Genomic DNA, 20,130 nt, shown 5'->3' with positions numbered 1-20,130 from the left:
TTATATTAGCATGTACCACACATAGGAGTCCAATCCAATGGCCAGCCAACGCCAATTCGAAACCATCCTCTACAGGGAAGAAGGTCCCGTCGGGATTCTGACGATCAATCGCCCGCACGATGGCAACATGTTCACCCCCACCACGTGTCTGGAGATACGCGACTGCATCGAGGACATCCGACGTGAAACGCGGACCCGCGTGCTGGTCATCACCGGTGCAGGCGACAAGTTCTTCTGCATCGGCGGGCGCAAGGAAGGCCTCGCAGACACGCGCTTGTACCCGGGTGCACCGCCCACGTTGGAAATGTATGACGCCATCGAGCGGCTGCAAAAGCCCGTCATCGCCTCGGTCAACGGCTTCGCGGTGGGCGGCGGCCATGTGCTGCATGTGGTGTGTGATCTGACCATTGCCAAGGAAAGCGCAACCTTCCGCCAGGTCGGTCCCATGGTGGGGAGCTTTGATGCAGGCTATGGCACGTGGTATTTGGAAGATCTGGTCGGCAAGAAGAAAGCCAAGGAAATCTGGTTCCGCAACGAAAAGCTCACCGCCCAAGAGGCCCTACGGCTGGGTTTGATCAACAAGGTCGTGCCCGACGCTGAGCTGGAAAAGGCGACCATGGAAATGGCATTGGAAATCGCACAACGCGGAGCCTTTGCCCTGGCCGGTGTGAAAGCTGCGTTTGCCGCACGCCACCAAGGTGTGGGAGGTTTGGCACGGTTGTCCCATGACCTCCTGCTGCCGCAATACTATGCATCGGAAGAAGCTCATGAACTGGCCGATGCATTCGCCAATCGACGCCAACCTGATACCTCCAAGTTTGGGCACTGAAACAACTGCAGCAACCTGTTGCATGACGGCTTGGAGCGGATATCCATGCGGCGCTCCCGGTCGACACAAAGCAGCGCGCAACAAGCATGTCGCGCCAATGCCGCGTTGGCGCTGTGCTTGCGAATCACCGAGCCGAGTTCGTCGTGTTGTTCGGGGCTCAACACCGTTCTTTACATGTCTCGCTACATGAGTCATCCCTGATTTATTCACCTTGGCGCCGCGTGCCGCGTCGATGGTGAGCGCCAGCAACGTCTCCACCCCTTCTTACCCGATGCGTCGTCTCCATCGCGTGAGGCTGCTGGAATCGATCGGTGGCTCGGTTTGCAGGTAAGTCTCGCCACAAAAGTACTGCCAGTACGGGTTCTCCACCCAGGTGTTCACCACCGCTTCGTCCGAAGCCTCGAAGGTGTGCTGCAGGTACAGCAGGCCCGCCACCAGCTGCGGGCGCAGCGTCGGCCGTCCCCGCCCCGAGGTGAACGAAATGCTCAAGTTGCGCTCGATCTCGCCCCAGTCGATCAAGGAGGTCAAGCAGATGAGAGGATGACGCGCATGTTCAGTTGCTCATCCAAGCGTGGACGGAACAAGTCGGCGGTTTGCGGCTGGGAAGGTTGGGGGCCCATCGGAATGCGTGGAGAAATTTGCAAGGAAACCAATATCTGGCGTTCATATTCCTGCAAATATAGCGCCTACAAAACAGGAAATCCCCTATGCGAATCAATGGGTTGGGAGTTTTCAGGGCGGGCTAATTAATTGAACTCATGCGGCGTGCGAATACAGCGCGAGGGCCTTGGCGTAGCCCCTGGCGCGGAAAATATGGGCGCCCAGCCCCCGGTCTCCATCGCTGGCCACGATGTACACCTCATCGGTGCCTGGCCGTATGGCCAAGCTGGTGCAAATGAGGTTATGACCCTCGCCACGCCGGGGTAGCAATATTTGCCCAATAGGGATTCCGCCCGGACTGAAAATCATCACCCTTCCCTGACCAAAGAGGGCGACATACACGTTGCCTGCCGAATCCGTGCGGATCGAATCCGGAGCCGGCCCCACAAAGGAATAGGCAATGGCCGTGCCGAACGGTGCGACGGTGACCGCATCGGCCAGCGTGATGCGGTGCAGCAGATTGCGGCTGAATTCGGTGACCCAGAGTTGGCGGCCATCGGGGCTGAGCGCCACGCCGTTTGCCCAGCGCCAGGCAAGCGGCGGGAATGCCCGCCAGGCCGGCCGCCAGAAGGCGTCTGCGCGTTAGGACTGGCATGGCGCGTTCTTCACCGTGTAGCGCAACCAGATGCTGTCGCCCTGTCCTTTTTCCACACTCTTCAGTGCAAACTCGACAGGTGCCCTCTCTGGAAGAAAGTCGGATTTTTCAAACAGCGTCGAGGTCTTGTTCTCCCCATCGGCCAGCGGCGCGAGGATGAGGCTGAGTTCATCGACTAGGCCCGCTTGCAGGAACGACCAATTGATGAAGCCCCCGCCCGACAGCATCAATGTCTCGATCTTGAACAGTGCCTTCAGCTTCTCGGCAGCCAGTTGGCAGTCGAGCTGATCCTTGCCGGCGATGATGTAAGAAATTTTCATCTTGCGAAGGAAGTCGCGGTAGGCGTTGCTGGCCTTGTCCGTCAAGACTTCAATGACGTGCGCAGCGGGCCGGTCCTCGTAGTGCAAGGTATTACTCTCCCAACCGATCTTCCCCGAAGCGTCCACCGACACGTAGTGCATCTGCGCGTCGCTCACGGCAACGTAGTCGCCTTCGGGCACGGCGGGCGCATTCTCGTCGAGCATGGGCTTTTTGTAGAACGTGAAGTTCTCATCCGTCGTGACGCGGCCACAGAGCCAGGCCTGGGGCCGATACAGGCTGTTGGTGCGCTCGTACTCCTGCGCGGGCAGCTTGATGGCCTTCGTCCTCATATACGGGCCGGTAATTTTTCCGTCCAGGGACGTCATCATGTGGCAAACGATATAGGGTCTGTTCATTGCGGAACCTCTTGTTGATTACTTTTCGTCCAATGGATGGCGTCGGCATGCCTTCTGCCGGGCGTCGGTATGCTGGCCGGACGCGTTCATGCCAAACCCCTGACGAACTCCTGCGCGGCGGCGAAGATCTCTTCGTCGCTGGTGCTCAGCGTGTAGGACGAGATGCCGCCATCGACCGGGATCACCGTGCCGGATACATAGGCCGCCAGGTCGCTGGCGAGGAACAGCGCCGCGTTGGCCACGTCATCGGCCGAGCCGTACCGTCCCATCGCCTGCTTGCCGCCCAGCCGCCTGACCAGGTACTGCACCAGTTCGTCGGCCTTCTCCGGGGGCACGCCGAACGCCTTGGCGACCAGCGGGGTCATGATGACGCCCGGCGCCACGCCATTCGTGCGGATGCCGAAAGGCGCCAGTTCCTTCGCACCGTGGCGGATCGTGCCGACCACGGCATGCTTGGCGGTCGCGTAGGACACCGAGGACCAGCCGCCTTGCAGGCCGGCGACGCTGACGGTGCTGATGATCGAGCCGCCCGTGCCCTGTTCCTTGAACCGGCGCGCCGCGCACTTGTGGCCGAGCACCACCGAGCGCACATCCAGCACGAAGGTCTTGTCGAATCCGGTCGTCCCGATCTCGGTAATGGCCGAGCTGTCGCCGGTGGAGCCGGCGTTGTTGAACATCACGTCGAGCTGGCCGAAACGGGCGACGGCCGCGTCCACGGCGGCCTGGATGGAGGCTTCGTCGGTGACGTCCGTGCGCTGAAACACCGCCGCTTCGCCCAGCGATGCCGCGGCCGCTCCACCGGCTTCCTGCGCGACGTCGGCGATGACCACGCGCGCGCCCTCGGCGACGAAGCGCTGAGCGGCAGCCAGACCGATGCCACTTGCGCCACCAGTAACGATGGCGACTTTTTCTGCTAACAGCTTGTTCATTTGGGTATCCCTTGATGTTGATCGATAGGCGCGGTCGGGGTTGGCCTTCTCGACCTGCGCCCGCTCACATGCGTGGGTTTATTGAACCGTGATGCCGCCATCCACGACCAGCGAATGGCCGACCACGAAGCTCGACGCATCGCTGGACAGCCATAGCACCGCCTGGGCGATCTCGTCGGCACGTCCCAGCCTCTTGATCGGCACCTGCTCGATCAGCGCGTTCAAGACAGCCGAATCGGTGCTGATCATTGAAGACACCATCGGTGTGTCGATCACGCCCGGACACACGGCATTGATGCGGATGCCCTTGGAGGCATATTCCAGCGCCGCGCTCTTGGTGATGCCGACGATGCCGTGCTTGGTAGAGCAGTAGGATGTTCTTCCCGCAACGCCGACGATGGCGCCCATCGAGGAGCAGTTCACGATCGTGCCGCCGTCACCTTGCTTGAGCATCTGCTGGATCTGGTATTTCAGGCACAGCCAGATGCCCTTGAGGTTAATGTCGTGCGCACGGATGAAGTCCTCGGTGCTGGCCTCGGCGATCTCCGCATAAGGTGGCATCCAGCCGGCGTTGTTGTAGGCGGCGTCGAGGCGCCCGAATTCCTTGACGGTGTTCTCCACCAACGCCTTGACTTGCGCTTCATCGGCCACGTCGCATTGAAGGGCCAGCGTCTTGCCCCTTGTGGACAGACGGTCCGCCTGTTCCTTGACTTTGTCGTAGTGGCTCCCGGACAGCACGACAGACGCGCCGGCGTCCAGAAAGGCTTCCGCCGAAGCCAGGCCCATGCCTGACCCAGCGCCGGTGATGAGGGCAACCTTGCCCGATAGATCGATCTTCATGGATAAACTCCGTGTGTTTTCAATGGTTTTGATGAATAGCGCGGGCCTGCTCACTTGATGTCGGTGCTCAGGCTCAGCTTGCGCCAGCGCTCGAAGCCTTCGCCGCGGGCCGCGAGCATCCGCATGGCCATGCCGTAGGCGTCGGACCCAAGCAGCAACTGGCGGGGCGGCTCCTGCTCGGCGTAGGCGGCGAGCAGGGCCTGCGCCAGCAACGCGGGATCGCCGCCTTGCTGGCCGGAAGCAGCCTTCAGACCGTCCATCATCGGGTGGGCGCTCTGGTCGTAGTCGGCGATGCGCTCCTTGGTCTCGATGACGGAGCGACCTGCCCAGTCCGTGCGAAAGCCCCCCGGTTCGACGCAGGTGACCTTGATTCCCAGCGGCGCCACCTCACCGGCCAAGCTTTCCGACAGCGCCTCGACCGCGAACTTGCTGGCGTTGTAGTAACCGATGCCCGGGAACGCCTGCAGGCCGCCGATGGACGAGAAGTTGAAGATGTGGCCGCTGCGGCGTTCGCGCATACCCGGCAACACGCACTGCATCAGGCGGTTCAGGCCGAATACATTGGTCTCGAACTGCCGGCGGATTTCTTCGTCTTCGCCTTCCTCGATGGCTGAGAAGTAGCCATAGCCGGCGTTGTTGACCAGCGCATCGATGTGGCCGAAGTGCGCCTGCACCTCGGAGACGGCGCGGTCGATTGCGGCAGGCTGGGTGACGTCGAGCGTGACGGCCAGTGCTCGTTGCGGCGCGATGGCGACCAGGTCCGCCAGCTTGTCCGCATGGCGCGCGGACATGGCTACGCGCCAGCCGTTGGCGAGCACGGCCTTGGCAATCTCGCGCCCGAAGCCGCTGGAGCAGCCGGTGATGAACCAGACGGGCGTGTCTTGTGTGAATGGTGCTTGTGTCATGCAACGTTCTCCTGGGGTGTCGGTCGAATGGCGCTCAGACCGCGGTCCAGCCGCCATCGACCACCAACTGGGCGCCATAGACGAAAGAGGCTTCGTCCGAGGCCAAGAACAGCACCGCGTTGGCCAGTTCCTCGGGCTGCGCGTAGCGTCCGGCTGGCGAGCCGCTGATCGCTTCGAGTACGGCGGCATTACCCTGGCCCTTGGCGAACACCTTTTCGGTCATCGCCGTCATCACGGCACCGGGCAGCACCGCGTTGCAACGCACCGCCGGGCCGTAGTCGGCGGCGATCGATTTGGTCAGGCCGATCACGCCGTGCTTGGCCGCGGTATAGGCCAGGCCACCACCGTGGGCGACGACGCCCGCGATTGAGGAAAGATTGACGATGGTGGCGTTTCCGCTGGCTTGTAAGGCCGGCAGCAGCGCCTTGCACAGCAGATAAATGCCCTTGAGATCGACCGCGATGATGCGGTCCCACAGTGCCTCGTCGGTCTCCAGCAGGGTGAGATGGTTGTCGAAAATGCCGGCGTTGTTGACCAGCGTGGTGACCTTTCCGAAGTCGGCGAGGATGGCCTTGGCCGTCGCATCCACGGCAGTGGCATTGGAAATGTCGAGGGCATACGCCTTCGCGTGGCCTCCGACGGCGGCAATCTTCTCCACCGTCTCCTTCAATCCTGCCTCGGATACGTCCAGCGCCGCGATGGCGGCACCCTCGGCGGCCAGGCGTAGCGCGATGGCCTGGCCTATGCCGCTGGCGGCTCCCGTGACGACCGCCACCTTGTACTTCATTCGTTCTGACATCGCTGTTTCTCCTGCCTGTTCGTTCATGAGGCATCCTTGATTACTTGGCGAGTTCAATCGTCACTTCGGTCGAGCCCCGGCTGAAGATGTCGAGGTTGGTGTCGATCGAGCCCAACAAAGCCAGTCCGTCGCCTGGAATGACCGGGCCGCCGACGGTGTAGTAGATGGCGAAGCCCGGCGCGGGCGGCCAGTAGGCGATGTCGCCGGCCTGATAGGTCTTTCGCAGCGGATCGCTGACGGCGATGGTGGGCATCGGGCCGTACAATTCGCGCCCGAAGTGATCGCCCATGCGCACTTTCAAAGGCAGCTTGGCCGCAAAAGTCCGTGCGGTCGCGTTGTCGAGCAACGTTGCCTGCGCCTTGACGCCATCAGCCGTGGTCAGGACGATCTTCTGGCCATCGCGCGCTTGCTTGCGCTCGTTCGCTTGTGCTTCGGCAACGGCGGATGGGGACGACATCCCCAGCCCCATCATCGCGGCCAGGCACAGCGCCGCCCGGCATGTTCCTGTGCTTCCGCTGTCATATGGTTTGTTCATGTTGTGTTCCTATGCGAGGTGCCTGCACCAATGACTTGGCACACAGCAAACTACCGATTCCCGCTAACGCAATGACCCAGCCCATCGGGCGGGGGGTGCCGTCCGCAAAAAGCCCTACCAGCCCCGACCCCGCGATGCCGCTGCCGTACTGCAGTGCGCCGACCAGCGCCGAGACGGAGCCAGCCTGCAGGGAAAACTCGGCGAGTGCGCCGGCCACCGAGTTGGCGACGATCAGGCCGGTGCAGGAAATGAAGACGAACAACGGCAGCAGCAGACCCCATAACCCACCCCAGTCCGTCCAGGCGACGACGGCGCACGCAATGCCGGCCACCGCCGCGATGAGCGCACCTGCGACCAGCAAGCGATCCGCCCCAAAGCGCGTTACAAGGCGAGCATTGAGCACGTTGGTCGCCATGATCCCCAGGATGCCGGCGCCAAAGAGCAGGCCGTAATACTGGGCGGGAAGGTGGTGGTAGGTGATATACGCAAAGGGGGTGCCGGCGATGTACGCAAACATCCCGGCGTAAAAGAAGCCACCCGCGCCCGCATAGGCCAGAATCCGGCGCGCCGTGAGCAACTTTGCGTAGCAGGCAAAGGCGCCGCTCAATCGCCCGCCATGTCGGTGCAGCGGTGGCAGAGTTTCCGGGATCGTGTACAGCGCGGCCAGGCTGGCGACGCCCAGCGCGACCAGCAGCCAGAAAATCGCCCGCCACCCAGCCCAGGCCGCCACCTGCGCGCCGATGACCGGCCCCAGCAGCGGCGCGATCGCCATGACCACCATCAGGGTGGAGAGCATCCGCGCGGCGCGTGCGCCTTCGTAAAGGTCACTCACGATGGCTCGCGAGATGACCACGCAGGCTGATGCACCGAGCGCCTGGACGATGCGCCAGCCGATGATGGTTTCGGCACTGCCGGCCTGCGCGCAGCCGGCCGATCCGACGATGAACAGTATCAGCCCGGCGGCCGCCGGCAGGCGCCGGCCGAACTTGTCGCTGACCGGCCCCCAGAACAGCTGTCCGATACTGAAGCCGATCAGGTATCCGGTGATTGAGAACTCCAGCATGCCGTGGCTGGCATGCAACGCTGCGGCCATTGCGGGCATGGCTGGCAGGTAGAAGTCCGTCGAGATGGAAGCGAAGCCCATCAATGCGCTGAGCACTGCGAGCACTCGCCATGCTCTGCCCGCAGCCGCGCTACTGGCGGCCAGGCTACATGTCTGATGATCGTCTTGTGTCTGAGGCATGGGTTTGGCTTTTTCCTGTCGATGTGTTGCGGATCGGGGGGGATGATCCCGGGCGTGGTTGCGCTCGCTAGGCTTGCGCTTTCAGTAGAAACTTGACTGATCCCAGAAGTCGCAGTGGTGGTCTTTGCCGAATCCGTTTGTCACGTGCGTCTGCGGTAGCGACAGGTTCAGAAAGTTGTCCCGCGTAGGTTCGTATCTCCACAGCGCCTCGCGCTCGCCAGCTTTGGCCGCCGTGGTCCACACATTCACCATCTTCTCGGCCAGGCGGAGTTGTTGCGAATTGAGCTGAACAGGCCGTCCGGCTCCGCCGTGGAAGGATGGGAACAGGTAAGCCAATTCAAGCGTATGGGCTGCCCCCATCGCAAAGCTGACGGGCTTTAAGTAAGACGGCGCAGTGCGGTCGGAAAATTCGAAGGCAAACGTCGGCACGTGGACACTGGTCCAGCGGTTGATTGCCCGCGCCGGACAGGCGAATAGCATGTCAGTGATGGCAGCCGCAGCAGCATCGCTGCGCGTGGCAAACCTATCTGCCGGATATTCCTGCATGACAGCATTTACCCGGCTGCCAAAGTACAGTCGCATGGTGGCCGCATATGTCGAATCGTCCATGGGTTGGCCGGATAGATCCTCGGCCAGACCCACGAAGAAGCCACCCTCATCGCGGGTAGTCCCATTGATGAAGGTCGCGTGGTTGAATTGACCCGAACGAAAGGCATCGCCCGGATGCATGGGCATGACCTTGCCGTCCAGCACCAACTGGTTGAGAAGATAGGGCCCCTGGGAGGCGAGGACGGTTTCGGCCGGGAGCTGGCGCAAACAGGCAGCGATTGCCACATCTCCCTGCTGGTCGCAGCCCGTCGTTTGCGCGAAGGCTCGGCCTTGCCGCTCAGCCCATTCAAGCGGCTTGGGCGCGCCAAATGCTGGAAAGCGCAGCGCCACTGCAGCGCCGCTCATCGCCACGGCGTGCTGGAACTTTCCTGCCGAGCCGGGCGAAACCATATGCGCGAGCACACTGCCGCCGCCGGATGATTCCCCGGAAATGGTCACGTTGTCCGGGTCGCCACCGAACGCGGCGATGTTGCGTTGAACCCAGTCGAGCGCCAACTGCTGGTCCATGAAGCCGTAGTTGGATGTCGCACCGTCTTCGGCCCGCAGCGCAGGATGGGCGAAGAATCCCAGCAGGCCCAGGCGGTAGTTCAAAGTCACGACCACTGCCTTGCCCTGGATTGCCAGCCAGCTGGGGTCATAGTCGCGCGCGGCGCCGACCCATAGGCTCCCACCGTGGATCCAGACGAACACCGGCAGCTTCTGACCGCCTTGGGCAGCTTGCCTGCTCACGAAAACATTGAGGTTCAGGCAGTCTTCGGAACCACCGGCCTGGCCGAACACGCCGAGTTCGGCGTTTTGCGGACAGAAGTTGCCATAGACCGAGGCATCGCGTGGCGTCGTCCATGCCTTAGGCGGCTGCGGCGGCCGCCAGCGCAACTCGCCCACGGGCGCCGTTGCATAGGGAATGCCGCGCCATGCCAGGATGTCGTCTCGCTCGGTGCCGCGCACCGGACCACTATCCGTTTGTACAGTGGCGGTTAGCGGCGCAGTGGCTTGGGCATGACTCACGCCCAGTGCCAAGCATCCAGCGACCATGCATGCAGCAATAAATCTTTTCATTCAAATCTTGTCTTGAGGCAAATTGATGCCCCCGGATCTGGATGATCCGCAGGCGCACTCAAATTGCGATTGATGGTGTGCTGAGCCTTCCCAGGCGTCTTGGGAAGGCTCACAGGCTCACAGGGAGATGCGAGCTTCTTAGCTGTACTCGGAGAAGCTGTCGGTGTCGATCTGCGTCGGATCGGGACCGCCACGCGCTCCCGTGTCGAGTGCATCGATCTTCGCCATCTGTGTGTCGTTCAGGACGAAGTCGAAGATGTCGATGTTCTCGGCGATGCGCACCGCGCTAACCGACTTGGGGATCGCGACAACCTGGTTCTGCAGATGCCACCGCAGAACGATCTGCGCTGGCGTCTTCCCATGCGCCTTGGCAATTCCGGTGATCACGGAATCCACCAAGGGATCGCCGTTGCCAGTGCTGGAAGCACCTGGCCAGTAACGCTTCACACCGCCGATGGGCGACCAGGCTTCGGTCACGATGCCGAGCGATGTGCTCTTGTTTCGAAGCGCCTTTTGGGAAAAGTATGGGTGCAACTCGACCTGGTTGACTGCGGGAATGACATCCGTGCTTGCGATCAGGGCATCAAGGTGCTGCTCCGTGTGATTGCACACGCCGATGGCCCTGACTCTGCTTGTGGCGAGCAGTTTCTCCGCAGCCTTGTACGATTGAACCGTTGCGTCGAAGTTTTTGGTGGGCCAGTGCAACAGGTAGAGGTCTACATAGTCGAGACCCAGCTTCGCCAAGCTGCCGTCGAAGCCTCGCAGCGCCGCGTCGTAGCCATAGTCAGTCAACCACAATTTGGTTGTGACGAAGAGCTGTTCTCGGGGTATGCCGCTGTTACGGATGCCTTCGCCAACTTGACGCTCATTTTTGTATGCACTGGCTGTGTCGATCAGTCGATAGCCATCAGCGATGGCTGTCGTAACGGCTTTCACCGTATCTTCAGCAGATGATTGAAAGACTCCCAAACCCAAGGTCGGCATTTCGACGCCATTGTTGAGCTTGATGGTGGGTGATCTCTTGCTTGTCATGGCGAGTTCCTCTCCTGTCTCAAAGCTCTTGCACCGTCGGGCGGAACAGGATCTCGTTGATGTCGATGTTCTCCGGCTGGCTCATGGCGAACAGCACGCAGCGCGCGAAGCTGTCGGCGGGAATGGCGTTGTTCTTGTAGTAGTCGGCAATGGCGGTGTTGACACCGGGCGCACCGACCGAAGCCGGCAGCTCGGTATCCACCGCGCCGGGCGAGAGCACCGTGGTGCGGATGTTGTAGGGCTTGACCTCCTTGCGCAGCGCCTCGGAGATCACGCGCACCGAATATTTGCTGGCCGAGTAGATCGCTCCGCCAACGCTGATGGTGTGGCCGGCCACCGACGAGACGTTGATGAACTGACCGCTCTTCTGCGCCTTGAAGTACGGCAGCGCCGCGGCGATGCCCCACAGCACGCCCTTGATGTTCACGTCGATGCACTGGTCCCACTCATCGAAGCGCAGCATTTCCAGCGGCGCGAGCGGCATCAGGCCGGCGTTGTTGATCATCACGTCGATGCGGCCGTGCAGCTTCACGGCGTGATCCACAAGCGCCTTGACCTGTTCGCGGTCGGTCACGTCCACCTTGAACGCGGCTTCCTTGGGCAGACCCAGCTCGGTGGCCAGCGCCTCCAGGCGATCCAGGCGACGCGCGCCGAGCACGACCTTGGCGCCGGCCTTGACCAGGTGGCGGGCGGTTTCGGCACCCAGGCCGCTGGATGCGCCGGTGATGACGACGACTTTGTCTGAGATGTTTTGCATGTGAAATTTCCTTGATGTATGTGCGGAGTCAGCGGCTGATCCGGGCGGCCGCGGCCCCCGAGTAGCGCTCGCCGACAATCTGAATGTCCTGCAACCGCGCCTCGATGGCGGCCAGGTCCTCGGCGCTGAGCACGACCGTGGCGCCTCCCAGGTTCTCTTCCAGGCGTTCGAGCTTGGTGGTGCCGGGGATGGGCACGATCCACGGCTTGCGTGCCAGCAGCCAGGCCAGCGCGATCTGCGCTCGCGTGCAACCTGTCGTGTCGGCGATGCGTCCCAGCTCGTCCACCAGCTGCTGATTGGCGCGGCGGTTCTCCTCCGAGAAGCGCGGCACCTGGCTGCGGAAATCCTTCTCGCCGAACTGCGTGCTGTCGTCGATGCGCCCGGTGAGGAAGCCCTTGCCCAGCGGGCTGAAGGGCACGAAGCCGATGCCCAGCTCTTCGAGCGTCGGCAGGATCTCGGCCTCCGGCTCGCGCCACCACAGCGAATATTCGCTCTGCAGGGCCGTCACCGGCTGCACCGCATGGGCGCGGCGGATCACGGCGGCGCTGGCCTCGGACAAACCGAAGTGCTTCACCTTGCCAGCAGCGATCAGTTCCTTGACCGCACCGGCCACGTCCTCGATCGGCACGTTCGGGTCCACGCGGTGCTGGTAGAACAGGTCGATCCGGTCGGTACGCAGGCGCGTGAGCGCCTCTTCGCAGACCTGCCGAATGCGCTCCGGCCGGGAGTCCATGCCCTTGATACTGTCGCCGTCCTGGAAGCCGAACTTGGTGGCGATGACCACCTCGTCGCGCACCGGAGCCAGCGCCTCGCCCACCAGCGATTCGTTGACGAACGGGCCATAGGCTTCGGCCGTATCGAAGAAGGTAACGCCGCGCTCGTGCGCCGCGCGGATGATCCTGATGCCTTCTTCCTTGGACACGCCGGGGCCGTAGCCGTAGCTCAGTCCCATGCAGCCGTAGCCGAGGGCCGAGACCTCCAGGCCGCTCTTGCCGAGTATGCGTTTCTCCATGATATGTTCTCCTGTCACTTCGTGGAGCGGTAGTCCTCGTCGGACACGTGCTCCATCCAGTCCACGGCCTTGCCGTCCTTCATCTCGGCGATGGCGATGTGCGTCATCGCGCAGTCGGGCGACGCGCCGTGCCAATGCTTCTCCCCGGGCTCGATCCACACGGTGTCGCCGGGGCGGATTTCCTGCACCTTGCCGCCCTCACGGCCGACCAGGCCGAAGCCGGCGGTCACCAGCAGGGTCTGGCCCAGCGGGTGGGTGTGCCAGGCGGTGCGCGCGCCCGGTTCGAAGGTCACGGTGGCGGCGCTCAGGTTGCCGCTGCCGCAGAACGGGCAGTCGATGCGCACGCTGCCGGTGAAATACTCTGCCGGGCCTTTGGCGGAAGGCGTAGAGCCGATGTTGAATATCTTCATGGTTGCTCCTGTTGATTGCCTGAAGTTGCTGCGCGGTGGATCGGTGCGATGGCGGGGCCGCGCGCGTTCAACGCGCCCGGGCCGCCAGAACCTTCGCCAGCGCTTCGCTGGCGCGTCGGCCGCTGTCGGCGCCGACCCGCTCACTGAGCACCTGCACGGCCTGCTGCATCTGCTTGGCCGTCAGGCCCGTGTTCATGCTGTAGCCCACATGCCCTTGCAGTTGCCCTTCGGCACCCGGCAGGGCCGACAACATGGCAACGGTCGCCAGCTCGCGGCTTTGCCAGTCCAGGTTGTCGCGCTCGAAGATGGCACCGAACAGGTGGGCCTGCAGGTACTCGCCAATGGCCGGCGCGAACTCGAAGATCGGCCCGGCCACGGGCTGGCCGACCAGCTTGGTCTGGTTGGCCGTGCCGGCGGCGCGCAGCGCATCGCCCTGAGGGATGGCGTGGCTCGGTTCGCGCCCGGGCGCGTCCTGGATGCCGCGCTGCTTGCGGGCATCAAGCACCTTCATCAGTTCGGTGAGCGCGTTGAGGCTGCGCGGAAATCCCGCATAGGCGTAGAGCTGCACCAGCACTTCACGCGCATCGCTGATCGTCAGGCCCGCATCCAGGCCCTGGTTCAGCGCGGCGTTCAGTTTGGCGATGTCGCCAGCGGCGGCGAAGGCCGCGATGGGCAGGATCGCCTGCTGCTGTGCGCTGAGGGTGTCGGCCGCAGGGGCCGTGCTCTGTGTGGTCATGGTCCGGGACTCCTGTGCAGGGATGGTCTGCGCCGCGGCGCTGGTGGACGCACTGGAGGCGGCCATCGCCACGCCCAGGGCCAGCGCGGCTGCGCGCGCGCGGTGCTTAGCGGTCGTTGTATTGGTCATCGCTTACCAGCTCCTTCCAATCCACGGCCTTGCCATCGCGCATGTAGGAGATCGCGATGTGGCTCATGCGGCTGTCTTTGGCCGCGCCATGCCAGTGATTGACGCCGGGTTCGATCCAGACCACATCGCCCGCCTTGATCTCGCGCACGGGCTGACGTTCCTCCTGCACCCAGCCTCGGCCTTCGGTGATGATGAGCAACTGGCCCGCCGGGTGGGTATGCCAGGCCGTGCGCGCGCCCGGCATGAAATCGACCTGCCCGACGCTGCCGTAGCGGCCGCTGTTGCCGGCGGCCTTGATGTCCACCGCGGCCTGGCCGGAGAAGTTCTTGGCGTCGCCGATCACCGTGGGGGTCTTGCCCGCAGGGGTGATCGAGATGCCCTGCGCATGGGCCGCTGCCGCGCCGAACAACAGGGTTGCACTGGCGGCGATGAGGTATTTCTTCATGAGGGATTCCTTTCGGTTGCGTTGAGGATCAAGGGGTTTCGGACGACGGGCTCGCCGCTCGGTGGATCAGGTAGCGCAGCCACACAATGTCGTCCGGCAGCCGTTCGAGGTGCGTGAGTTCGAGCGTGGCACCGGCCGACGGGAGCAGCTCTGCCGGCCCCTGGCACTCGAACACGGTGTGGATGCCCGACAGCCCGTCGATGCCCGGATAGAGCATCAGGCTCACCTCGTCGATCAGGCCTGCCTTGAGGAAGGCACCGTTGACCACGCCGCCGCCTTCCAGCAGCACGCGGCGCATACCGAAAGTCGTGCCCAGCGTCTGCATCGCCAGCGCCAGGTCATGTCCGTCGCGGCCGGCAAACAGGTAGGAAATGCCCAGCTCGCGCAGGTGGGCCAGGTAGGCTTCGGGCACCTGCTCGGACAGCACGGAGATGACGTCATCGCCCTCGATCTGTCCGCTCTCGTAGCGAATGCGACCCTTGGGGTCCAGGACGACCAAGCTACGCCGGGTCGTGCGCTGGCCCAGGAAAGGTTCGTATCGGGTCGCCCGGGCCAGGCCTTCGTGGTCGAAGCGCTGCGGCGCATGATGGATCTGCACCGTGTTGCGGCCGAGCATCCACGCCTGGGCATCGAGCCGGTCACTGATGTCGTAGTAGCAGGCCGTGGCCTCGTCCACGGTCTTGCCGCTGTGCGGCAGGTTCCAGCGGTCGCCAACGATGCGCCCGTCGAGGGTGCTCATCATGTGGCAAATGATCTGGGGACGCATGCAGACTCCAATTCAAAGAGATCCCGAGGCAGGCAGGCCATAGACCGCTCATCGGCTCTTTGTGTCGGAGCTTTTCGCAGTCTTCAGTCTGGCCTTCGGGGGTCGTTGACAGCAATGGCGAGACAGCGCGTCTTTGCCAATTGCACTTTGCTCTTTGAAATGGTAGGGAGAATGGAAGCCTGGATAAAGGTGCCAATTCCGCATGCACTTTTGAATTGAACTCATGAGTGACGCCGGTGCCGGCGTCCCCAGTGGCTGCATGCGAGGTGGAGGCCGGCCTCGTCAGCCCCAGCGTTCCAGCGCCGCTTCGCGGGCGCTGCGCAGTTGGTCGAGCTTGTCCTTGATGCGGATTTCCAGGCCACGCTCGACCGGACGATAGTACACGCGCTCGCCCAGCGTGTCAGGAAAGCAGGTCTGGTCCAGCGCCACGCCACCCGGCACGTCGTGGTCGTACTGGTAGCCCCTGGCGTAGCCCAGTTGCTCCATCAGCCGGGTCGGCGCATTGCGCAGGTGCAGCGGGACGTCGGCCGTGCCATGCCCCCGCACTTCCTGTCTGGCCTGGGTGAAGGCCATGCTCGCCGCATTGGACTTGGCCGCGCAGGCCAGATAGATCGCCAGTTGCGCAAAGGCCATCTCGCCCTCCACGCCGCCGATGCGCTCGTAGATTTGCCAGGCCTCCAGCGCCATGCTTTGTGCACGGGGGTCGGCCAGGCCGATGTCGTCCAAGGCCATGCACGTCAGGCGCCGACCGAGATAGGCAGGATCGCAGCCCCCATCGAGCATGCGTGCCAGCCAGTACAGCGCCGCGTCCGGGTTGGAGCTGCGCACGCTCTTGTGCAAGGCTGAAATCTGGTCGTAGAACTGTTCGCCGCCCTTGTCGAAGCGGCGGGTACGGTCGGCCAGCACCTGCGCCAGAGTCTGCGGCGTGATCCGCCCATCCTCGTCGCTGGCCAGCTCGGCGGCGATCTCCAGCAGCGTCAGCGCCCTGCGCACATCGCCATCGGCGGCGCGCGCGATTTCCCTGAGCGACTCCCCGGAAACCTGCACACCATCGTTGCCGAGGCCGCGCTCAGGGTCGTCCAGCGCCAGGCGCAACGCCTGCACGATGTCCTCGACGGAGACGGCCTCCATCACATGTACCCGGCAGCGCGACAGCAGGGCCGAGTTCAGCTCGAACGACGGGTTCTCCGTCGTGGCTCCGACAAACACGATGCTGCCGCGTTCGATGTGCGGCAGGAACGCATCCTGCTGGCCCTTGTTGAAGCGGTGGACCTCATCCACGAACAGCACCGTGCGCCGGCCTTGTGCAAAGCGGTGTGCGGCCTCGGCCAGCACCTGGCGCACTTCGGGTAGGCCTGCCAGGACCGCCGAGACCGACCGGAACTCTGCGTCGGCATACCGGGCCAGCAGCAGCGCCAGCGTGGTCTTGCCGCAGCCGGGTGGTCCCCACAGCACCATCGAATGGACCCGGCCGGCTTCGACGGCGCGCCGCAACGCCGAACGGGGCGCCAGCAGGCGCCGTTGCCCGACCATCTCGTCGAGCGAACGTGGCCGCATGCGCTCGGCCAGCGGGCGCAGGTGGTCCGAGGCCGCACTCAGCAGATCGGTGGGTGGAGAAAGTGGCGTTCGCATCGAGTATCCATAAACAGACCCGTCAGCGCTTCTTCGTCCCTGGCGCTTTGCGGGGCTCCCGGTGCCTCAAGGCCTCGACGACGACCGACATCGCACTGGAGGGCTGCAAGCGGCTGGGGTAGTAAAAGTAATAACCGGGATACGGTTCGCACCAGTCGTCCAGCACGCGCACCAGGCGCCCTGCAGCGAGATGCTCCAGCACCATGTCTTCGGGCACGAACGCCAGGCCATAGTCGGCCAATGCCGCTCGGACCATGCGGGTGGTGCTGTTGAACACCCACTGCCCGTCCACCCGGAACTTGATCTCCTTGCCATGCCGGTCAAAGTCCCACGGCAGGAGGCCGCCGTGCGTGGGCAGGCGCAGGTTGATGCAATTGTGCTGGGCGAGGTCGTGTGGCGTGGCGGGCTTGGGATGCTGAGCAAAGTAGCTGGGCGCTCCGACGACCACCATTCGAAGGTCGGGGCTGATGCGCACGGCGATCATGTCCTTGGCCACCTGATCGCCCAGGCGCACGCCGGCATCGAAACGCTGGGAAACGATGTCCGACAGAGCGTAGTCCACGTTGATCTCGACGCGGATGTCAGGGTAGTCGTGCAGAACCTTGGACAGCTTGGGCCACAGCACGCTGTCGGCAGCATGCTCGGCAGCGGTGATGCGAATGGTGCCTGCGGGCTTGTCCCGCATCTCGGATACCGCGGCGACTTCGGCGTCGATCTCCTCGAAACGGGAAGCGACGTTGGCGTACAGTCGTTCACCCACTTCGGTCGCGGAAATCTTGCGGGTCGTGCGTGTCAGCAAACGCACACCCAAGCGGGTTTCCAGCCCTTTGATGGCATGGCTCAATGCCCCTGGTGAAACACCCAGCAGCGCGGCCGCCCGAGTGAAACTGCCTTCGCGCACCACGTGGACGAAGGCCAGCACATCGTTGAAGGTGTCGTTGCTGCGTGGCATCCCTCATTCCCTCTTGGAAGCGTTGGCAGGGTGACGCAGCGCGTCGATCAACACCGACATGGCGCGCGAGGGCTCACTACGATTGGGATAGCACAGGTGGTAGCCAGGAAATGACGGGCACCAGTCCGTCAGAACTTGCCGTAGTCGCCCTTGGGCGATGTAAGGCTGAGCCATGTCTTCCAGCACATAGCCCAGGCCGAAGCCCGAGAGCGCCGCATCGAGGATCTGCATCGGTTCGTTGAAAACCAGTTGCCCCTCTACGTGCGCATTGATCTGCTGCTTGCCCTTCTTCAACTCCCAAGCATAGAGGCCGCCTCGGCTCATCAAGCGTAGGTTGATGCACGCATGATGGATCAGGTCCTGCGGCGTCTTGGGCTCAGGATGATGGGCCAGATAGGCGGGCGAAGCGACGATCGCCACCGGCAGGTCGGCGCTGATGCACACCGCCGTGGTATCGCTCGTCAGCGTGTCGCCCAGGCGCACCCCCATGTCGTAACGCTCGGCCACGATTTCGGCAAGCCGGGATTCGACAATCATTTCGACCTTGATGTCCGGGTACTTGGACAGCATCTTGGCCAGCTTGGGCCAGAGCACCGTCCTGGCGGCATGTTCGGTGGTTGTGATTCGCACCGTGCCGGCCGGCTTGTCGCTCAGTTCTCCGATCGCCGTCAGCTCCGCCTCGATTTCCTGGAACCGGGGCGCCACGTTCTGCAGCAGGCGTTCGCCCGCCGCAGTGGGCGAGACGCTGCGCGTCGTGCGGGTGAGCAAACGCACTCCCAGCCTGGCCTCCAGCGCCCGGATCGTGTGGCTGAGCGCTGATTGCGATACCCCGAGCTGGGCCGCCGCGCGGGTAAAGCTCTGCTCGCGCGCCACAGCCATGAAGGCCAACAGGTCGTTGTAATTCGCTCCGGCCATTGATGAAGTATGCTCAAAAGTGTTCGCTGATTTTGCCAGACGGTTATATGAAGGTATGCCCCTGGCCTCATCCTCGGCTTTGCGACAGGGCTCGGGCCACCGCGCGGCAATCCAACACATGCTCCAAGCGGAAGCCACACTGGCCTCAGCGCACGGTGATTGTGCTGCGGCAGTGAGCCTATGCGAGCCGACATGCGCAGGCGACCATGTCCTTTGCCTGGATCGGCCTCGGACAACGATGAAAATGGCTGGCGCACGGCTCCACAGATCGGCAGGCCGCGCACGACGTTCAATGACTCGAACGAGCCCACAAGGATCCGACGCGAATGGGAAACAGGCCGTCCGTGGATGGGCGACGCGGATGGCAAAGCGGACAGCGTCCGCGTCTCTCACGAGGCTACGATTCGCTTTGGGAGCAGACTGGCAGCTTGCCGGTAGCAGTGCAAGAGACCGAATGCGAGCTCACTCAACCACCGGCCTAGTGGGCGGTGGGCGCGGATGCCTAGCCACCCAGGCGGCGGACTTCGGCCAGGTACTCGGGGCCGCTGCGCAAGCGACGGTATTCGGCCAGCCTGGCCTCATAGACCGGGTAGCTGGCGTAGCCGATTTCGTCGCTGGGGTATGCGAGCAGGCCGGCGCGGGCCCACAGGTTCAGGTCGGCCAGCACCTCGGCACGGCTCAGCCCGGGGCCCTGGACCACAGGTTCGGGGCCTGCCGAGGATTGCGGCGACTGCGTGGCGGCCGAAGCGGTACCGGCGAACGCAGCGGTGGCAATAGCGGCGAGGGTGATGAGCTTGCGGGTGTTCTTCATGGCAGTATTCCTTCCGGACTAAGGCCTTGCAGTGCGCAACCGCGTGCTGCAAGGCGTGAAGTGTCCGCCCCCGCGGCCGGCGCGTATGTGCGTAAACGCACAGTTTGGTGCAGATTGCGCGGCGGGCGCATGGCCTGGGCCGCGCCCAGCGCCACCAACCTCAGCGCGTGCCTGGCCGGGTGCTGCGCCACATCGATCCACGACACCAGGCCGCCGCTCCGGCGCAGGTTGCGCACGGAGGGCGGGCGGCTGAGCATAATGCGCTGCCCGGCGACGCCGGGCGCCCGCATGTCGTTACCGCAACCCGCCCTTTGCTTTCCCATGACCGCTCCCGCCGCCCGCTCAAGCTTGGCCCTGCGCCGCATTGCCTTGTTTGAGGGGCTGGAAGAGGCGTGCCTGGAGCGCCTGGCGCAAGAGTGCGACTGGCGCCAGACCGATCCGCACAGGCTGTTGTTCACGCGCGCATCCGAGGGCGGCGAGGTGTATTTCCTGGTCTCCGGCCGGGTGCGCCTCACCACCTATTCGGCCCATGGGCGCGAGGTTTCCTTCCGCGACTGCGAGCCGGGCGCGCATTTCGGCGAACTGTCCGCCATCGACGGCCTGCCGCATCCGGCCGACGCGGTGACGCTGGAGCCCTCCTTGCTGGCCAGCCTGTCACCCAAGGCCTTCGTGGCCCTGCTGCAGCGCGAGCCCGTGGTGGCCGTGCACATGATGCGCGATCTCGCGGCGATGGTGCGCGGCCTGACCGAGCGCGTGATCGATCTCAGCACGCTGGGCGTGCATACGCGCCTGCATGCCGAGCTGCTGGACCTGG

The 20,130-nt window shown here is 63.7% G+C and carries 22 protein-coding genes and 1 pseudogene; 2 read left to right on the top strand and 21 right to left on the bottom strand.

The genetic code is table 11. From position 1 onward, the window contains the following. Positions 1-37 precede the first annotated feature (37 nt). Positions 38-829, top strand: coding sequence for an enoyl-CoA hydratase-related protein (locus ACDELDRAFT_RS03020; protein ID WP_005793307.1), 792 nt, complete (start codon positions 38-40; stop codon positions 827-829). 201 nt (positions 830-1,030) lie between these two features. Here the strand turns inward: ACDELDRAFT_RS03020 and ACDELDRAFT_RS23870 are convergent. From ACDELDRAFT_RS23870 to ACDELDRAFT_RS02915, 21 genes and pseudogenes are all read right to left on the bottom strand, one after another. Beyond that, positions 1,031-1,449, bottom strand: a pseudogene (locus tag ACDELDRAFT_RS23870) (transposase); the annotation flags it as partial. Between the two features lie 136 nt (positions 1,450-1,585). Continuing rightward, a complete protein-coding gene (locus tag ACDELDRAFT_RS03010) occupies positions 1,586-2,002 on the bottom strand; it encodes an SMP-30/gluconolactonase/LRE family protein (RefSeq protein ID WP_005793304.1) in 417 nt (138 codons plus the stop codon). A gap of 69 nt (positions 2,003-2,071) precedes the next feature. After that, positions 2,072-2,800 carry a dihydrofolate reductase family protein gene (locus tag ACDELDRAFT_RS03005; RefSeq protein WP_005793303.1) on the bottom strand — a complete coding sequence of 243 codons (729 nt, stop codon included), beginning with the start codon at positions 2,798-2,800 and terminating at the stop codon, positions 2,072-2,074. Positions 2,801-2,886: 86 nt separating this feature from the next. After that, positions 2,887-3,729, bottom strand: a complete 843-nt coding sequence (locus tag ACDELDRAFT_RS03000) for an SDR family NAD(P)-dependent oxidoreductase (protein ID WP_005793301.1) — start codon at positions 3,727-3,729, stop codon at positions 2,887-2,889. Positions 3,730-3,807: 78 nt separating this feature from the next. Beyond that, a complete protein-coding gene (locus ACDELDRAFT_RS02995) occupies positions 3,808-4,569 on the bottom strand; it encodes an SDR family NAD(P)-dependent oxidoreductase (RefSeq protein WP_005793298.1) in 762 nt (253 codons plus the stop codon). Between the two features lie 50 nt (positions 4,570-4,619). After that, positions 4,620-5,474, bottom strand: coding sequence for an oxidoreductase (locus ACDELDRAFT_RS02990; protein WP_005793296.1), 855 nt, complete (start codon positions 5,472-5,474; stop codon positions 4,620-4,622). A gap of 34 nt (positions 5,475-5,508) precedes the next feature. Next, the gene (locus tag ACDELDRAFT_RS02985; RefSeq protein ID WP_198403204.1) at positions 5,509-6,300 is read right to left on the bottom strand and encodes an SDR family NAD(P)-dependent oxidoreductase; all 792 of its coding nucleotides are present in this window, start codon (positions 6,298-6,300) and stop codon (positions 5,509-5,511) included. A 13-nt stretch (positions 6,301-6,313) separates the two neighbouring features. Further along, positions 6,314-6,808 carry a cyclophilin-like fold protein gene (locus ACDELDRAFT_RS02980; protein ID WP_005793292.1) on the bottom strand — a complete coding sequence of 165 codons (495 nt, stop codon included), beginning with the start codon at positions 6,806-6,808 and terminating at the stop codon, positions 6,314-6,316. Further along, positions 6,792-7,976 carry a multidrug effflux MFS transporter gene (locus ACDELDRAFT_RS02975; RefSeq protein ID WP_232504704.1) on the bottom strand — a complete coding sequence of 395 codons (1,185 nt, stop codon included), beginning with the start codon at positions 7,974-7,976 and terminating at the stop codon, positions 6,792-6,794. Before ACDELDRAFT_RS02975 ends, ACDELDRAFT_RS02980 begins: the two co-directional genes overlap by 17 nt. A 156-nt stretch (positions 7,977-8,132) precedes the next feature. Then, positions 8,133-9,719 (bottom strand): carboxylesterase/lipase family protein, encoded by a 1,587-nt coding sequence (locus ACDELDRAFT_RS02970; protein ID WP_081470070.1) that lies wholly within the window; start codon positions 9,717-9,719, stop codon positions 8,133-8,135. Between the two features lie 138 nt (positions 9,720-9,857). Then, the gene (locus ACDELDRAFT_RS02965) at positions 9,858-10,751 is read right to left on the bottom strand and encodes an aldo/keto reductase (RefSeq protein WP_005793287.1); all 894 of its coding nucleotides are present in this window, start codon (positions 10,749-10,751) and stop codon (positions 9,858-9,860) included. Between the two features lie 19 nt (positions 10,752-10,770). Then, the gene (locus ACDELDRAFT_RS02960; RefSeq protein ID WP_005793285.1) at positions 10,771-11,508 is read right to left on the bottom strand and encodes an SDR family oxidoreductase; all 738 of its coding nucleotides are present in this window, start codon (positions 11,506-11,508) and stop codon (positions 10,771-10,773) included. Positions 11,509-11,536: 28 nt separating this feature from the next. Continuing rightward, a complete protein-coding gene (locus tag ACDELDRAFT_RS02955) occupies positions 11,537-12,520 on the bottom strand; it encodes an aldo/keto reductase (protein WP_005793282.1) in 984 nt (327 codons plus the stop codon). A 14-nt stretch (positions 12,521-12,534) separates the two neighbouring features. After that, positions 12,535-12,930: a (R)-mandelonitrile lyase gene (locus tag ACDELDRAFT_RS02950; protein WP_005793280.1), complete on the bottom strand. Its 396-nt coding sequence runs from the start codon at positions 12,928-12,930 to the stop codon at positions 12,535-12,537. Positions 12,931-12,997: 67 nt separating this feature from the next. Then, positions 12,998-13,795 carry a carboxymuconolactone decarboxylase family protein gene (locus tag ACDELDRAFT_RS02945; protein ID WP_005793278.1) on the bottom strand — a complete coding sequence of 266 codons (798 nt, stop codon included), beginning with the start codon at positions 13,793-13,795 and terminating at the stop codon, positions 12,998-13,000. Next, complete coding sequence (locus ACDELDRAFT_RS02940; protein ID WP_005793276.1) at positions 13,773-14,240, bottom strand: (R)-mandelonitrile lyase; 468 nt, start codon at positions 14,238-14,240, stop codon at positions 13,773-13,775. Before ACDELDRAFT_RS02940 ends, ACDELDRAFT_RS02945 begins: the two co-directional genes overlap by 23 nt. 28 nt (positions 14,241-14,268) lie before the next feature. Then, positions 14,269-15,006 carry a RibD family protein gene (locus ACDELDRAFT_RS02935; RefSeq protein WP_005793274.1) on the bottom strand — a complete coding sequence of 246 codons (738 nt, stop codon included), beginning with the start codon at positions 15,004-15,006 and terminating at the stop codon, positions 14,269-14,271. A gap of 282 nt (positions 15,007-15,288) precedes the next feature. Continuing rightward, a complete protein-coding gene (locus ACDELDRAFT_RS02930; protein ID WP_005793272.1) occupies positions 15,289-16,638 on the bottom strand; it encodes a replication-associated recombination protein A in 1,350 nt (449 codons plus the stop codon). Positions 16,639-16,660: 22 nt separating this feature from the next. Beyond that, entirely contained in the window at positions 16,661-17,590 is a 930-nt protein-coding gene (locus ACDELDRAFT_RS02925; protein ID WP_005793270.1) for a LysR family transcriptional regulator, read from the bottom strand. A gap of 3 nt (positions 17,591-17,593) precedes the next feature. Next, positions 17,594-18,505 carry a LysR family transcriptional regulator gene (locus ACDELDRAFT_RS02920; RefSeq protein WP_005793268.1) on the bottom strand — a complete coding sequence of 304 codons (912 nt, stop codon included), beginning with the start codon at positions 18,503-18,505 and terminating at the stop codon, positions 17,594-17,596. Positions 18,506-19,007: 502 nt separating this feature from the next. Continuing rightward, positions 19,008-19,316 carry a DUF4148 domain-containing protein gene (locus tag ACDELDRAFT_RS02915; protein WP_005793267.1) on the bottom strand — a complete coding sequence of 103 codons (309 nt, stop codon included), beginning with the start codon at positions 19,314-19,316 and terminating at the stop codon, positions 19,008-19,010. A 321-nt stretch (positions 19,317-19,637) separates the two neighbouring features. On the opposite strand from ACDELDRAFT_RS02915, the gene ACDELDRAFT_RS02905 reads away from it, so the two are divergent. Further along, positions 19,638-20,130: Crp/Fnr family transcriptional regulator (locus ACDELDRAFT_RS02905; RefSeq protein ID WP_005793265.1), on the top strand; the 493-nt coding region annotated here is incomplete at its 3' end.

Source organism: Acidovorax delafieldii 2AN (genome assembly GCF_000175235.1).
Classification (GTDB): Bacteria; Pseudomonadota; Gammaproteobacteria; order Burkholderiales; family Burkholderiaceae_C; genus Acidovorax; species Acidovorax delafieldii_B.
The sequence above is the reverse complement of the archived record's forward strand: the minus strand, read 5'-3'. Positions and strand labels throughout refer to the sequence as shown.